A 16,364-nucleotide genomic window follows, 5' to 3' on the forward strand; every position below is an offset into this window, starting at 1 on the left:
TCAAAAATGAAATTAACAATCATAACTCCAGACAAATTAGCTTACGAAGGTGATGTAACAGCGGTTACAGTTCCGGGATCGGCGGGTTCTTTTCAGATTCTGAAGGATCACGCGGCTATTGTGTCTACGCTAGAAGATGGTAAAGTCATTATTAAGAATAATAATGATGAACAAGTCATTATTATTAAAGGTGGTGTAGTAGAAGTAAAGGACAACAATATCATCGTTTTAGCAGAAGGAATTGCGGAAGAATAGATAAACAAAATATTACGATAAAGTAGCCCTTAAAACTTCAAGTTCTAAGGGCTATTTTTTTGCAAGTTTTTTCGGTCCGAGGCCGGTTTTAGGAAGAATTTCGACCAGTTTCCTAAAAATTTGAAAAAATCAAAATTATACCAATTTTAATTTTAGTCTACAGACAACAAAATTTAAAACAGAAAATTAATAGGTATAACAAAATATAATTTTTAATATTAGCAAACATCGAAATAAAAAACTTTATCAAAAAAAAATTCTAGGCTATTGTAAAGAATTTTAATTCGAGCTAACTTAACAAAACAGAACGAAGGGAATCCTAAACGATATTTTTTCAAACAAGTATTACATCAAATTCGGCAGGTTATTATGCAGTATTACAATCAAGATACACTGATCTATTTAAATGGGGAGTTTGTGAAGGCGAGCAATGCTGGAGTTGATATGTTTGGACAGTCATTACATTATGGCTATGGAGCCTTCGAAGGTCTGCGTGCATACAGCACTCACAATGGAACGAGGATCTTTAAGGCAGAAGAACATTTCGACCGTTTACAACAATCATGTAAAGCCATCGGCTTACCTTATCAGTGGGACAATAGAGAGTTGATCGCAAAGTCGTATGAGCTTTTGGAAGCGAACAATCTTCGGGCAGCCTATATTCGCCCTTTGATCTATTCGGGCTCCAATATGCACTTAACGGCATCTGATACGGCAAACATCATGATCGCGGCTTGGGAATGGGGTCCTTATTTAGGACAGAACCTATTAAAGGTAAATATTTCCAGGATTGAACGACCGAACCCGAAGTCCTTCCCCATCAATGCCAAGGTTTCGGGACAATATATCAATTCGATATTAGCGACCAGTGATGCTATCCAAAAGGGTTTCGACGAGGCTTTATTGTTGGACCAAGATGGTTTTGTGGCTCAGGCATCAAGCGAAAACCTGTTCATTGAAAAAGATTTCAAGATCTATACCCCTCCTTTGGGAAACATCTTCCCAGGAATTACCAGGGATACCGTGATCGATATCTGTAAGCGTTTGAATTTTGATATCATCGAGAAGAGAATTACCATAAAAGACATTTACGAAGCTGACAGTGCCTTTTTAAGTGGTACAGCAGCGGGAATAATAGGCATAAAACAAATAGACGATGTAATCTTCCAAGAAGAATGGGAAGACAGCATCGGCGCATCTATCCAAAGAAAATATAAAAATTTAGTATTAGAGCAGAATAATTATGAAGTCATCATCTGATAACCAAAAGGGAATCAACAAGTACAGCCGCATCTTTACACAAGATGAAACTCAACCAGCTGCGAAAGCCATGTTATATGGTATCGGTCTGACCGATGCAGATATGGAGAAGGCACAGGTTGGAATCGCGAGCATGGGCTACGACGGTAACACCTGTAACATGCACCTTAATGACCTAGCTCAGGTCGTCAAAAAAGGTATTTGGAACAGCGATCTGGTCGGCTTGACGTTTGGAACGATTGGGGTCAGTGATGGGATGAGTAACGGAACGGATGGAATGCGCTACTCTTTAGTGTCTCGTGATGTCATTGCAGACAGTATAGAAACGATCTGCGGTGGTCAGTACTATGATGGCGTTGTGGCTATCCCAGGTTGTGACAAGAACATGCCTGGTGCCATCATGGCAATGGGAAGGTTGAACCGCCCTGCCATTATGGTCTACGGAGGAACAATTGCTCCTGGTCATTATAAAGGTGAAGAATTAAATATTGTTTCAGCATTTGAAGCATTAGGAAAGAAAATAGCTGGAACCATTTCGGATGAGGACTATGATGGTGTTATCCGTCATACTTGTCCAGGTGCCGGCGCATGTGGAGGTATGTATACAGCAAACACGATGGCTTCAGCGATTGAGGCTATGGGAATGAGCTTGCCATACTCCTCTTCCAACCCCGCTGTTTCTGATGAGAAGAAACAGGAATGTCTGGAAGTCGGTAAATATATGCGCATCCTATTGGAGAAGGACATCAAGCCTTCGGATATCATGACACGCAAAGCATTTGAGAATGCCATGCGTATCATCGTAATCCTAGGAGGATCTACCAATGCGGTACTTCACTTTATTGCAATGGGTAAATCAGTGGATGTAGATGTTACGCCGGATGATTTCCAACGCATGTCGGATGAAACTCCAGTATTGGCAGATTTCAAACCATCAGGTAAGTTCTTGATGCAAGATTTACACCAATATGGTGGTATTCCAGCAGTGATGAAATACCTATTGGATGAAGGTTTATTACATGGTGACTGTTTGACGGTAACTGGTAAAACGGTAGCAGAGAACTTAGCGGATGTAAAATCGATCATTGACTATAATCAACCGATCATTCACAAATTAGATGATCCGATCAAGGCGACTGGTCACTTGCAGATCCTTTACGGAAACTTAGCTGAGGAAGGTTCAGTAGCGAAGATTTCGGGAAAAGAAGGGGAGAAATTCACGGGTCCAGCGCGTGTATTTGATGGAGAGCATGATTTGGTAAAAGGTCTTGAGACTGGAAGAATCAAAAAAGGTGATGTGGTCGTGATCAAGAACGAAGGACCTAAGGGGGCTCCAGGAATGCCTGAAATGTTGAAACCAACGTCGTTGATCATTGGTGCAGGCTTAGGAAGTTCTGTGGCCTTGATTACAGACGGACGCTTCTCAGGAGGAACCCATGGATTCGTAGTAGGTCACATTACACCGGAAGCATACGAAGGAGGATTGATCGGATTGGTGCAGGACGATGACATCATCGAAATCGACGCAGTCAACAACAGCATCAACCTTCAGGTCTCGGACGAAGAGATTGCCGCACGCAGAGCAGCTTGGCAACAGCCAGCACTGAAAGTGAGCAAAGGCGTTCTGTACAAATACGCAAAAAGCGTTGCAAATGCATCACAAGGTTGTGTGACGGATTTGTAAAAAAAGACATAAGACAATAGACACAAGACATTAGATCCATCAGATATAAATTAAGCAGATCTATTGTGTCGATTGAATAAAGAGAAAAATTGTAGACAAATAATAAATAAAAAAATAAGCATAAGGGATAAGATTAGTTAGAGAAGCAAAAGGAGAAAACTTTAAAAAATCTTATGTCTTATGTCTTATGTCTAAAATCTAAAAAGATGAGTACACTTGAAAAAACGGAAACAAAGGAAACCACTAGAAAGGCAGCTGGAACGCAGGTAAGCGGTTCCCAGGCTGTGATGGAAGCCTTAATCCACGAGGGGGTGGATACCGTATTCGGGTATCCAGGAGGTGCTATTATGCCGATCTATGATGCATTGTATGATTACACTGATCAATTGAAGCATATTTTGGTACGTCACGAACAGGGTGGAATTCATGCTGCACAAGGATATGCACGTACATCGGGACGTGTGGGTGTGGCTTTTGCAACAAGCGGTCCTGGAGCAACAAACCTGGTCACCGGTTTGGCAGACGCAATGATCGATAGTAACCCTATCGTCTGTATTACAGGTCAAGTCTTTGCTTCCCTTCTAGGAACAGATGCGTTTCAAGAAACTGACGTCATTAACATCACCACACCTGTGACCAAATGGAACTATCAGGTGACTGATGCGAATGAGATCCCAAGTGTATTAGCTAAAGCATTCTATATTGCTAGAACAGGGAGACCTGGTCCAGTATTAATTGATATTACCAAAAATGCTCAGATCCAATTGTTTGATTACAATGGATACGAGTCCTGCAAGCATGTACGTAGTTACAGACCTGCTCCGATTGTTCGTAAGGAATATGTTGAAGAGGCTGCAAAAGCAATCAATGCGGCAAAGAAACCATTCATTTTATTTGGTCAGGGCGTGATTTTGGGTAAAGCGGAACAAGAGTTCAAGACCTTTATCGAAAAAGCGGGTATCCCTTCGGCTGCTACTGTTATGGGGCTTAGCGCTCTTGAGACAGACCATCCATTGCATGTGGGTATGTTGGGTATGCACGGAAACTATGCACCCAATGTCATGACGAATGAATGTGACGTGTTGATCGCTATCGGAATGCGTTTCGATGACCGTGTAACCGGACGTTTGGATAAATATGCAAAACAGGCAAAAGTTGTTCACTTGGACATAGACCCTGCTGAAATCGACAAGAACGTGAAAGCCCATTATCCAGTTTGGGGAGATTGTAAGGAAACCCTTCCAATGTTGACCGAATTGGTTGAAAAAGGCGATCATGCAGCTTGGTTGAGCAAATTCAGGGATTTGGAAAAAGAAGAAATCAAGGAAGTAATCCATAATGAACTGAACCCTACCTCTGACATCATGACCATGGGTGAAGTACTAAAGGTATTGAACGAGATCACTGGTGGAGATGCTGTTATTGTTACTGACGTAGGTCAGCACCAAATGGTAACCTGCCGTTATGCAAAATTCAACAGTTCGAAATCCAGCGTTACTTCTGGAGGTTTGGGAACGATGGGATTTGGTCTGCCAGCCGCAATTGGCGCTTGGTATGGTGCTCCGCATCGTGATGTGGTAGCTATTATCGGTGATGGTGGTATTCAAATGACCATCCAGGAATTAGGTACCATTATGCAATTCGGCGCCAAGGTGAAGATCTTGATCCTGAACAATGAGTTCTTGGGAATGGTTCGCCAATGGCAACAACTATTCCACGATAAGAGATATTCATTTGTTAATATCACCAGCCCAGATTTCGTAGCTGTTGCGAAAGGATACTATATCGATGGAAATAAGATCTCGGAACGTAAGGATTTAAAGGATGCCCTACAGACTATGATGGATCATGATGGCTCTTACCTATTGGAAATCATGGTAGGTAAAGAGAACAATGTATTCCCAATGGTAGCGCAAGGAACAAGTGTGTCAGAAATTAGATTGAAGTAATCATGGAAAAACAAGAATATACCATAACCATATACACAGAAAACTCTATCGGGATGATAGGCCGTATATCGGGGATATTTTCAAGACGTAAAATCAATATCGAGAGCTTAAATACTTCCCCATCGGAAGTGGATGGCATTCACCGCTTCACAATCTTGATTACAGAATCAGAAGAAGTGGTCCGCAAATTATGCCGTCAGGTTGAAAAACAGGTGGAGGTATTGAAAGCATACTTCAACACCAATGATGAATTGATTTGGCAAGAACAGGCTCTTTATAAAGTACCAGCAGACGCGATTGCAGAGAAAGTATTGGTAGAACGCTTACTTCGTCAATACGGTGCTAATGTAGTTGTGATCCGTAATGACTATATTGTATTCGAAACAGCAGGTCACCGTGAGGAGATCGACAGGCTTACAGAGGAATTGGGCAAATACAACCTGATAGAATTTGTTCGTGGTGCTCGTATCGCCATCATCAAGGACAGTGCTGGTTTCCATACCAAGCTAAAACAATTTGAAATCAATGAGCCAGCTCCAGACATCGTTGAAAACGAGTATTTGGATCAGCGCGACGATGTCTTTACCATGTAATTAATCCTTGCATGCAAGTAGAACAGGTCATACCGATATTCAGGATATTTGATTATGCCAAGGCAGTCGAGTTTTACATCGACTGGCTTGGTTTTCACATTGACTGGGAACATCGATTTGATGACAATTCTCCTATTTACATGCAGATCTCCAGAGATGGCATGGCAATGCACCTCAGCGAGCATCATGGAGATGCCACTCCGGGTTCACAGGTTTTTGTGAATTGCACTGGACTAAAGGCATATCATGAGCAATTGATTCAAAAGAATTATAAGTACAATAAACCCAGCTACGAGGAAACATTCTATAACTGCCACTGTGTTCAAGTCATTGATCCATTTGGCAATAGGATATCATTCAACGAGCCGATTAAAAAAGCATAGAACAAATGGAAAAAGTATTCCAATTCATTATCGATGGCCGCAAGGCATTCATCCGATTAATCGATGAATTGTCCTTAGAGCAATTGAACGAAATTCCAACAGGATTCAACAACAATATCATCTGGAATTTTGGACATATCGTAGTGAGTACACAAACATTAAGCTATACCCGCACAGGAATCCGTGAGGGCGTGAGCTGGGTAAAGTATGTGGATGCCTATGCAAAAGGCACTAAACCTACATACTTCGTAAGCCAAGAGGAAGTAAATGAACTTAAGGAAATCGCATTGAGTTCCATCCGTGAGATCGAGGCTGATTACAATGCCGGAGTTTTCAAGACTACGACTCCTTATGAGACGGCAACCTATGGCGCTACGTTAAATAGCATTGAAGATGTCCTGATCACTTCGGTAGGTCATGACAACCTGCACTATGGCTATGCGACGGCACAAAAAAGAATAATCAACAACAAATAATAAGAAACCTTAATCGAAAAAAATATTTAATTCAGTATTACAATGGCAAATTATTTCAACACATTACCTCTTAGAGAGCAATTAGATCAATTAGGCGTTGCAGAATTCATGAATTCATCCGAATTCAACGAAGGAGTAGAAGCTTTAAAAGGTAAAAAAATCGTAATCGTAGGTTGTGGAGCTCAAGGCTTGAACCAAGGTTTAAACTTGAGAGATAGCGGATTGGACGTATCTTATGCATTGCGTAAAGAAGCTATTGAACAAAAAAGAGATTCATGGAAAAATGCAACAGATAACAATTTTAAGGTTGGAACTTACGAAGAATTGATTCCTTCTGCTGACCTAGTTATCAACTTGACTCCAGATAAACAACATACATCCGTTATCAATGCCGTAATGCCATTGATGAAAGAAGGTGCTACCCTATCCTATTCACACGGTTTCAATATCGTTGAAGAAGGTATGCAGATCCGTCCGGATATCACGGTTATCATGGTAGCTCCAAAATGTCCAGGTTCAGAGGTTCGTGCTGAATACTTGAGAGGATTTGGTGTTCCTACCTTGATCGCTGTTCACCCAGAAAATGACCCACAAGGCAAAGGTTGGGCGGAAGCAAAAGCATACTGTGCCGGTACTGGTGGTGACCGTGCTGGTGTATTGAAATCATCATTCGTAGCAGAGGTAAAATCAGATTTAATGGGTGAGCAAACTATCCTTTGTGGTTTGTTGCAAACAGGTTCTATTCTTTCATTTGATAAAATGGTAGAAAAAGGAATCGATGCTGGCTATGCTTCAAAACTTGTTCAATACGGTGTTGAAGTTATTACTGAAGCTTTAAAACATGGTGGGGTAAGTGGTATGATGGACCGCTTGAGCAACCCTGCGAAAATCAAGGCTTTTGAATTGTCGGAAGAACTGAAAGATATTATGCGTCCATTGTTCCAGAAACACCAAGATGACATCATGTCTGGTGAATTCAGCAAGACCATGATGGAAGACTGGGCTAATGGAGATTCAAACCTATTGAAATGGAGAGCTGAAACTGGAGAAACTGCTTTTGAGAAAACACCTGCTGGCGATGTTAAGATTTCAGAACAGGAATATTTTGACAATTATCTATTGATGGTTGCTTTCGTGAGAGCTGGTGTTGAATTGGCTTTCGAAACGATGGTTGAAGCTGGAATCAAACCAGAATCGGCATATTACGAATCATTGCACGAAACTCCATTGATCGCAAATACAATTGCTCGTAAGAAATTATTCGAGATGAACCGTGTTATTTCTGACACAGCTGAATATGGATGTTATTTATTTGACCAAGCTTGTAAGCCATTATTGGCAGATTTCATGAAGAAAATCGACACAGATGTTGTTGGTAAAAACTTCAATGAAGGCAAGGATGGTTCTGTGGACAACATCAAATTAGTACAGGTTAACGAGATTTTAAGAAATCATGAAGTAGAAACCGTAGGTAGAAAATTGCGTAAAGCAATGACTGCTATGAAAGCTATTCAAACTGTTTAATTTTTCGTAAATTAGATAGCTAAAATTGGGGTAAAATTACCATATTTTAATTTTACCCCTTTTAAAATTTCAAACCAACAAGAGATAAAGAGAAAAATGGGAAAAACATTAGTAGAAAAAATTTGGGATGCACATGTCGTCAAGCGTCAAGAAGGGTTTCCTGATATCATATATATCGATACCCACCTCATCCATGAAGTGACCTCCCCACAGGCATTTGATGGTTTGCGCAAAAGAGGACTGCCTGTACTCCGTCCGGATCAAACTGTAGCAACGGCTGACCATAATGTCCCAACATTAAACCAGCACTTGCCAATCAAAGAAGAACTTTCTCGCTACCAAGTAGACATGCTGACCAAAAACTGTAAGGAGTTTGGTGTTGAACTTTATGGATTGGGCCACCCATTCCAAGGCATTGTCCATGTTATTGGGCCTGAATTAGGCATCACCCTTCCTGGAAAAACCATGGTATGCGGAGATAGCCACACTTCTACGCATGGCGCTTTTGGTGCTATTGCATTTGGAATCGGGACTTCTCAAGTAGAGCAGGTATTTGCTACACAATGTTTATTGCTGCAAAAACCCAAGACCATGAAAATCGAGGTTAATGGTGAACTAGGAAAAGGTGTGGGTGCTAAAGATATCATCCTTTACATCATTTCCAAGATTTCTGCAGCTGGTGGAACAGGCTATTTTGTTGAATATGCTGGTTCTGCTATTCGCTCATTGAGTATGGAAGGTCGAATGACCATCTGTAATATGAGTATTGAAATGGGTGCTCGTGGTGGATTGATTGCACCTGACCAAACGACTTTTGATTATATCAATGGTCGTGAATTTGCTCCAAAAGGAGAAGAATGGGATAAAGCATTGGCTTATTGGAAGACGTTGTATTCCGATGATGATGCAGAGTTTGATAAGGTATTGACCTTTGATGCTGCCGATATACAGCCGATGATTACCTATGGTACCAATCCAGGTATGGGTATCGGAATCACGGAGTCCATTCCTACAACCACCTCTCAACCTGAGAATGAACGCCCTTCTTATCAAAAAGCCTTAAACTACATGGGATTCCACGATGGCGATCAGGTCATTGGAAAACCGGTGGATTATGTATTCATCGGAAGTTGTACCAACTCCCGTATTGAAGACTTACGCCAAGTAGCGGCCTTCGTTCAAGGTAAGCATAAGGCGGAGAATGTGGAAGTATGGATCGTTCCAGGATCAAAACAAGTGGAGGCTCAGGCTAAACTTGAAGGTATTGACAAGATATTTGAAGAAGCAGGTTTTATGCTTCGTGAACCTGGCTGTTCTGCATGTCTAGGGATGAATGAAGATAAGATCCCTGCTGGTAAATACTGTGTTTCTACTTCTAACAGAAATTTTGAAGGTAGACAAGGACCAAACGCACGCACCATGCTGGTAAGCCCGCTTACCGCAGCAGCTGCAGCAGTAACTGGTAAAATTGTAGACGTAAGGGAATTAGTGTAAAGAATTAGAATCATGAAAAAATTTGAAAAATTATCCTCTCGTGTAGTTCCTCTACCGATAGAAAATATAGATACAGACCAGATCATCCCTGCCCGTTTCCTTAAGGCAACGACGCGTGAAGGATTTGGAAATAACCTATTCCGCGATTGGCGGTTTGACAGCGAAGATCAGCCTAAAGCGGACTTCGTTATGAATGACCCAACTTATAAAGGCAAGGTATTGGTTGCCGGTAAGAACTTTGGCTGTGGCTCCTCTCGTGAGCATGCTGCCTGGGCTATTCAAGATTATGGCTTCGATGTGGTAGTTAGCTCTTTCTTTGCTGATATCTTCAAAGGAAATGCCTTGAACAACGGTGTCTTGCCTATCACGGTTCCTGAGGAATTCTTAGAAAAAATCTTTGAGAAGGTTTTTGCTAATCCAGATACGGAAGTGGTGGTTGACCTAGAAGCTCAAACTATCGGCATTGAAGGAACTGATGACAAATTTACATTTGAAATCAATCCTTATAAAAAATCATGCTTGATCAATGGCTATGATGATATCGACTATATCTTAAGCCAAAAAGCGGAAATCGAAGCTTTCGAACAAAACAGATAATGGCTGCTTTCGTCCAAATATCAAATTTATCGGTTTCATACGGTCTAACTACTGTTTTGAACAATTTGTCTTGGACTATTGAGCCCGATGAAAACTATGTATTGGCTGGCAAGAGTGGTTCTGGGAAAACAACTTTGGCAAAAGCAATTGCAGGATTGATAACTGCAGCTGGCGAAGTGAAAGTTGAATTCGATTCCAATTGCCCTCTCCTTCAAAAAGTAATCTACGTTTCTAATTGGTATCAGTTTACCAATTTAGAAGGCGACAGAAACTTCTATTATCAACAACGCTATAACCGTCATCAAGGGAATGATACCCTGACGGTCAAAGCTGAACTGCTTCATTTTGCGAAGAAGGAAAACCTTCGAATAGAAGATATCCATGATAAGATTGTTGCCATGGGTTTTGAACATACCATGGATTCTCAATTGATTGAACTTTCAAGTGGAGAGCACAAGAAATTGCAATTGGTCAAGTCACTTTGGTTGAAACCACAGCTTCTGATCATTGATGAACCTTATACAGGTTTGGATAAGCAATCTAGGTTAGAATTGAATATCTGGTTAGATGAACTTGTTGCTGAAGGTGTACAGCTTTTTATTATTTCAAATGATAGGCAGTTACCAAAATCCATCAACCGATATGCACATATTGTAGACGGTCAGATCGAATCGGTAAGATCTTTTGATGAGATCATCCAAGATGAGGAGCGCGTAAAAAAAGAATTGCCTGCTTTTCTTCACCAAGTTCCAGAGACTAATTATAGCACGGTTGCTGATCTGAAAGATATAATTATCAGGTATGGTGAGAAGGTTGTGCTGAACAAAGTATCTTGGAAGGTAGAAGTAGGCGAGAAATGGTTGCTACAAGGTCCGAATGGTTCAGGAAAATCCACCTTATTGAGTTTGATCAATGGAGATCATCCGCAATCTTATGGATTGGACATCGAGCTGTTTGGAAACAAACGCGGATCCGGTGAGAGTATTTGGGACATCAAACAGAAGATTGGAATGATATCTCCAGAAATGCACTGGTATTTCGACCAAAACGCAACGGTTTGGCATACGCTGGCTTCTGGATTTTACGACAGTATCGGATGGTTCATTGATGTCAAGTTCCAAGAAAAGAAACAGATCGAGGAGCTGATGGCTTTCTTTGATTTGACGGAGCATAAGGATCAATTACTGCATACCCTTACATTAGGCAAACAGCGTTTGGCGATGTTAGCCAGGAGCATTATCAAAAATCCTCCATTATTGGTATTGGATGAACCCTGCCAAGGCTTGGATTCGCAGCAAGCAAAGTATTTTAATGATGTAGTCGATGAACTTTGCCAGCACGGCAAGACATTGATCTATGTCGGACATTATGAAAGTCAGCTTCCGAGCTGCATTGAAAAAAGAATTGTATTAGAAAAAGGTGAAGTCATCGCCTTGGAAAATAAAGTTGAAAACGTTTTATAACACATGAAGAAAAACATTCTTATTATTCCCGGAGATGGAATTGGACAAGAGGTTACTACCTGGGGAAAAGAAGTTCTGAATAAAATTGCCGAAAAATATAATCACGAATTTATTTTCGACGAGGCAATCATGGGCCACACTGCTATTGAAGCTACAGGAAATCCATTACCAGATGAAACACTAGAAAAAGCAAAAGCTTCTGACGCTATCCTTTTCGGTGCGATCGGTCATGCTAAATATGATAATGACCCTTCTGCCAAGGTACGTCCTGAACAGGGCTTATTAAAGATTCGTAAGGAATTAGGCTTATATGCCAACTTACGTCCTATCCTGTTGTTCGATGAACTATTGGATGCTTCAAGCCTGAAACCAGAAGTCCTTCGTGGTACTGATATCCTTTTCTTCCGTGAATTAACAGGTGATGTTTATTTCGGTGAAAAGAAACGTAATGAAGACAATAGTTTCGCTTCCGATCTGATGAACTATAACCGCTACGAAGTTGACCGTATTGCCCGTAAAGCATTCGATGCAGCAAGGACGAGAAGTAAAAAACTTTGTTCAGTGGATAAAGCCAACGTATTGGAAACATCAAGATTGTGGAGAGAGGTTGTCCAAGAAATCGCGAAAGAATACCCAGATGTTGAGACTGAACACATGTTCATCGATAATGCTGCCATGCAATTGGTTAAGAACCCTAAGAAATTTGATGTGGTATTGACGGCAAACCTTTTTGGTGACATCTTAACTGATGAAGCATCACAGATCGCCGGTTCAATGGGAATGTTAGCTTCGGCTTCTGTGGGTGATGGAACAGGATTCTTTGAACCTATCCATGGTTCTGCACATGATATCGCGGGACAAAATAAAGCTAATCCGCTAGCTTCTATCCTTTCAGCCGCATTGATGTTGGACATCGCCTTCGGTTTACAAGATGAGGCAAAAGAAGTGACCAATGCCGTTGCCGAAACATTGAAAGCTGGTTGGAGAACTGGTGATATCGCCAATGCAGATACCCCAGCCGAAAAGATTTTAGGCACTCAGGAAATGGGGGCTAAAGTTTTAGAGTTTTTGAAATAGAATTAATCAAGGTATAAACATAAATTGAGACAATATGTTACACGATCCTAATCACTTATACATTTTCGATACGACATTACGTGACGGTGAGCAAGTGCCGGGTTGCCAATTGACAACTCCTGAAAAAATCGAAATTGCCAAAGATTTGGAACGCTTAGGGGTAGATATTATTGAAGCAGGATTTCCTGTTTCAAGCCCTGGAGATTTCCAATCGGTTGTCGAACTATCCAAGGCTGTTAATGATGTGATCATCTGTGCACTGACCCGTGCTAACATGAACGATATCGATGTGGCTGCTGATGCATTGAAATATGCAAAAAGACCCCGTATCCATACTGGAATCGGCTCTTCAGACATGCACATCAAATATAAATTCAACAGTACCCGTGAAGAAATCCTAGAACGTGCTGTAGCAGCTGTAAAGCATGCCAAATCTTATGTAGAAGATGTTGAATTCTATGCAGAGGATGCTGGCCGTGCCGATTTAGAGTTCTTGGCAAAAATGATCGAGTCAGTGATTGCTGCTGGCGCAACCGTTGTTAATATTCCAGATACCAATGGATATTGTTTACCGGATCAATATGGCTCCAAAATCAAATACCTGAAAGAAAATGTAAAGAACATCGATCAGGCCATTATTTCAGCACATTGCCATAACGACTTAGGATTAGCGACTGCCAATTCCATTGCAGCCATCCAAAATGGTGCTCGCCAGGTGGAATGTACCATCAACGGAATCGGTGAACGCGCGGGAAATACTTCTCTGGAAGAAGTTGCCATGATCCTGAAAGTACATAACCAGGCTTTTGGAGGATTATCTTCCAATATCGACAGCAGAATGTTCACTTACCTTTCCAGAAAAGTAAGTGAAATGATGAACATGCCGGTACAGCCGAACAAAGCTATTGTTGGCCGTAATGCTTTCGCACATAGCTCCGGAATCCACCAAGATGGCTTCCTAAAACACCGTGAGAATTACGAGATCATCCGTCCAGAGGATGTAGGCTTGGAAGAAGCAGACATTATCTTAACGGCTCGTTCAGGTCGTCACGCCTTGAAACACCATCTTGAAAGACTAGGTTATAACCTAGATAAAGATAAATTAGCAGATTGTTACCAACGATTCTTGATCTTAGCAGATGCCAAAAAAGAAATCTGCGATGAGGATTTGCTGATCTTGGTAAAAGAAAATTAATACAAAGGCTGGGTGACCAGCCTTTACATCCACCTAAACAAACGAACAGATTAGAATGAGTTTGGACCTATCAACACTGACCATAGACTCGGTTGCTGCTAAAGAACAGATCAAGGATGTGGTTACCCGTACGCCATTGCAGTACAACCATCATCTTTCTGAAAAATACGGAGCTGAGGTCTATCTTAAAAGGGAAGATCTCCAAGTAGTGAGATCTTATAAATTACGTGGTGCTTTCAACAAAATCTGTAGTCTTTCCCAAGAGGAAAGAGAACGTGGTGTTGTCTGTGCCAGTGCTGGAAACCATGCCCAAGGCGTGGCCTTATCCTGCAAAAAATTAGATATCAAAGGCGTAATCTTTATGCCCGGCCCTACCCCAAGACAAAAAATTACCCAAACTGAGATGTGGGGGAATGGCAATATCGAAATCGTTCTGATTGGCGACACGTTCGATGACTGCCAAAAAGCCGCTTTAGAATATACCAAGGAACATAACATGACCTTTATCCCTCCGTTTGATGACCTGAAAGTCATTGAAGGTCAAGGAACAGTTGCTGTTGAAATCCTTGAAGATTTACCTGATGTAGACGCGATTTTTATTCCTATTGGTGGTGGTGGCCTATCTTCAGGAGTAAGCTATCATATCCGCAAATTTGCTCCTGGAGTAAAATGTTATGGCGTAGAGCCAGAAGGGGCTCCATCCATGCAGGCGGCAATCCAGAATGGTAGCCCGATTGAACTGGAGCAAATCAATAAATTCGTTGATGGTGCTGCAGTTAAGAAAGTTGGGGCTCTGACCTTCGACATCAGTTCAAAACTGTTGGACGGTGTGAAATCGATTCCTGAAGGCAAGATCTGCACAACCATTCTAGAATTATATAATAAGGATGCCATTGTAGTAGAACCTGCAGGGGCACTTTCCGTTGCTGCATTGGATTTCCACAAAGATGAAATCAAAGGCAAAAAGGTAGTCTGTATCATTTCTGGAGGAAACAACGATATCGACCGAATGAGCGAGATCAAAGAGCTTTCCTTATTGTATGAAGGATTTAAACATTACTTTATCGTTCGCTTCCCGCAAAGACCTGGTGCATTGAAATTATTGGTTACCGAAGTACTTGGTCCTAAAGATGATATCACTCGTTTTGAATACATCAAAAAAACAGAACGAGAAAGAGGTCCTGCCTTAATTGGTATTGAATTAAATGATCCAAATGATTATATTACATTTATAGAACGATTAAAGTCTTATAAATTTGACTTTATCGAATTGAACAAAGACCAGACATTATTTGAGTATCTGGTATAAAAACGCAACTAACCCTCCAAAATAAAGTAGATGCAACGGCCATTATTTCTTATGGTCGTTGCTTTTTTGTTTTACAGATATTATCAATTTTTTGACTCTTTTGTTACAAAACAACTAAAAAAGTTTAAGCGTAGATAAGGACTGGAAATCCTAATTTATTGACCGTCAACAAATGCCAATCCCAAAAAGAAGAACACCTATCTGCATTAGCTTAATTTTACCCGCTTGCCAATACAAATAGATGTTCTAGAAAATTTTAATCTATCATAACTTTATCTAACTAACAAACCTAAATTCTAGGATAGATTATAAATCAATATTAGAGATATTTAATGTTAAGAAGTGTAAATAAATCCTAATGTTATCTTAAATTTTAAATAACTTATTGATTTACAACTAAATTATACAACAATTATCGCTAATTTCAGTTTATTATTTAGTCAATAACCAAAATCATACTTACGATGAAAGCATCAACAATCTTATTAATCTTGACCCTGCTGTGCGGTTTTTCCATGGCTCAAGCTCAAGAAAAAAAGCCAAAGGCTAGTCCAGCGGACAGTGCCATGGTCACTACAGATGATGGAGTAACCATCTCGATCAAGTACAGCAGCCCTTCATTAAAAGGACGTAAGTTAGGTGTAGACCTTGCAAAAGTTGGGGAGGTTTGGAGAACAGGAGCCAATGAAGCTACTACCGTAGAATTCGACAAAAACGTATTGGTAAACGGCCAAAAACTTCCTGCTGGAAAATACAGCCTCTATTCCATTCCAGGTGAATCCCAATCAACCGTGATCTTTAATAAAACATGGAAACAATGGGGTACCGATTACAACGAAAAGGATGATGCCTTACGCGTGCAAGTCGACAATGAGGAAAACGGTGAAAACCTGGAACGCCTCAAAATCACCGCTGACAAAGATGGAACCATCAAAGTGAAATGGGGCGACTACGGCCTGCCAATTTCGGTTAAAGCGGATAAATAAAATAAAGGAGTCCTTTTACAAAAGGACTCCTTTATTTTATTTAGAGACTAGACAAAAGACATCAGAGTCCTTCAGGCGACAAACCAACGGGAACTCCCCTTTGTTTATAAACCCTTGGT

General features: G+C 40.9%; 15 protein-coding genes. All 15 read left to right on the forward strand.

Going from position 1 to position 16,364, the window contains the following annotated elements; translation table 11 throughout:
* Positions 1–6 precede the first annotated feature (6 nt).
* Positions 7–255 carry an ATP synthase F1 subunit epsilon gene (gene atpC, locus NLF99_RS15970; protein WP_099370009.1) on the forward strand — a complete coding sequence of 83 codons (249 nt, stop codon included), beginning with the start codon at positions 7–9 and terminating at the stop codon, positions 253–255.
* Positions 256–624: 369 nt separating this feature from the next.
* Positions 625–1,515, forward strand: coding sequence for a branched-chain amino acid transaminase (locus NLF99_RS15975; RefSeq protein ID WP_185213403.1), 891 nt, complete (start codon positions 625–627; stop codon positions 1,513–1,515).
* Positions 1,499–3,199, forward strand: a complete 1,701-nt coding sequence (gene ilvD / locus NLF99_RS15980; RefSeq protein ID WP_185213402.1) for a dihydroxy-acid dehydratase — start codon at positions 1,499–1,501, stop codon at positions 3,197–3,199. The genes NLF99_RS15975 and ilvD overlap by 17 nt, the downstream gene beginning before the upstream one ends.
* Before the next feature lie 206 nt (positions 3,200–3,405).
* Positions 3,406–5,148 carry a biosynthetic-type acetolactate synthase large subunit gene (gene ilvB, locus NLF99_RS15985; RefSeq protein ID WP_185213401.1) on the forward strand — a complete coding sequence of 581 codons (1,743 nt, stop codon included), beginning with the start codon at positions 3,406–3,408 and terminating at the stop codon, positions 5,146–5,148.
* A 2-nt stretch (positions 5,149–5,150) separates the two neighbouring features.
* On the forward strand, positions 5,151–5,741 hold the full coding sequence (gene ilvN / locus NLF99_RS15990) for an acetolactate synthase small subunit (RefSeq protein WP_185213400.1): 591 nt from the start codon (positions 5,151–5,153) through the stop codon (positions 5,739–5,741).
* A gap of 11 nt (positions 5,742–5,752) precedes the next feature.
* The gene (locus tag NLF99_RS15995) at positions 5,753–6,124 is read left to right on the forward strand and encodes a glyoxalase superfamily protein (RefSeq protein WP_254529533.1); all 372 of its coding nucleotides are present in this window, start codon (positions 5,753–5,755) and stop codon (positions 6,122–6,124) included.
* 5 nt (positions 6,125–6,129) lie between these two features.
* Entirely contained in the window at positions 6,130–6,600 is a 471-nt protein-coding gene (locus tag NLF99_RS16000) for a DinB family protein (RefSeq protein WP_185213398.1), read from the forward strand.
* Between the two features lie 42 nt (positions 6,601–6,642).
* Positions 6,643–8,124 carry a ketol-acid reductoisomerase gene (gene ilvC / locus NLF99_RS16005; protein WP_185213397.1) on the forward strand — a complete coding sequence of 494 codons (1,482 nt, stop codon included), beginning with the start codon at positions 6,643–6,645 and terminating at the stop codon, positions 8,122–8,124.
* 96 nt (positions 8,125–8,220) lie between these two features.
* Positions 8,221–9,618 carry a 3-isopropylmalate dehydratase large subunit gene (gene leuC / locus NLF99_RS16010; RefSeq protein WP_185217704.1) on the forward strand — a complete coding sequence of 466 codons (1,398 nt, stop codon included), beginning with the start codon at positions 8,221–8,223 and terminating at the stop codon, positions 9,616–9,618.
* A 12-nt stretch (positions 9,619–9,630) separates the two neighbouring features.
* Positions 9,631–10,215: a 3-isopropylmalate dehydratase small subunit gene (gene leuD / locus NLF99_RS16015; RefSeq protein WP_185213395.1), complete on the forward strand. Its 585-nt coding sequence runs from the start codon at positions 9,631–9,633 to the stop codon at positions 10,213–10,215.
* A 56-nt stretch (positions 10,216–10,271) separates the two neighbouring features.
* The gene (locus NLF99_RS16020; RefSeq protein ID WP_308214545.1) at positions 10,272–11,678 is read left to right on the forward strand and encodes an ATP-binding cassette domain-containing protein; all 1,407 of its coding nucleotides are present in this window, start codon (positions 10,272–10,274) and stop codon (positions 11,676–11,678) included.
* Positions 11,679–11,681: 3 nt separating this feature from the next.
* Positions 11,682–12,755 (forward strand): 3-isopropylmalate dehydrogenase, encoded by a 1,074-nt coding sequence (gene leuB, locus NLF99_RS16025; RefSeq protein WP_185213393.1) that lies wholly within the window; start codon positions 11,682–11,684, stop codon positions 12,753–12,755.
* 34 nt (positions 12,756–12,789) lie between these two features.
* Complete coding sequence (locus NLF99_RS16030) at positions 12,790–13,950, forward strand: 2-isopropylmalate synthase (RefSeq protein WP_093100276.1); 1,161 nt, start codon at positions 12,790–12,792, stop codon at positions 13,948–13,950.
* 55 nt (positions 13,951–14,005) lie between these two features.
* A complete protein-coding gene (gene ilvA / locus NLF99_RS16035) occupies positions 14,006–15,259 on the forward strand; it encodes a threonine ammonia-lyase IlvA (protein ID WP_254529537.1) in 1,254 nt (417 codons plus the stop codon).
* A 464-nt stretch (positions 15,260–15,723) separates the two neighbouring features.
* Complete coding sequence (locus NLF99_RS16040; protein ID WP_185213391.1) at positions 15,724–16,245, forward strand: DUF2911 domain-containing protein; 522 nt, start codon at positions 15,724–15,726, stop codon at positions 16,243–16,245.
* The last annotated feature ends 119 nt before the right edge of the window (positions 16,246–16,364 follow it).

The sequence above is a fragment of the Sphingobacterium sp. LZ11T8 genome (assembly GCF_024261425.1).
Taxonomy (GTDB): Bacteria; Bacteroidota; Bacteroidia; order Sphingobacteriales; family Sphingobacteriaceae; genus Sphingobacterium.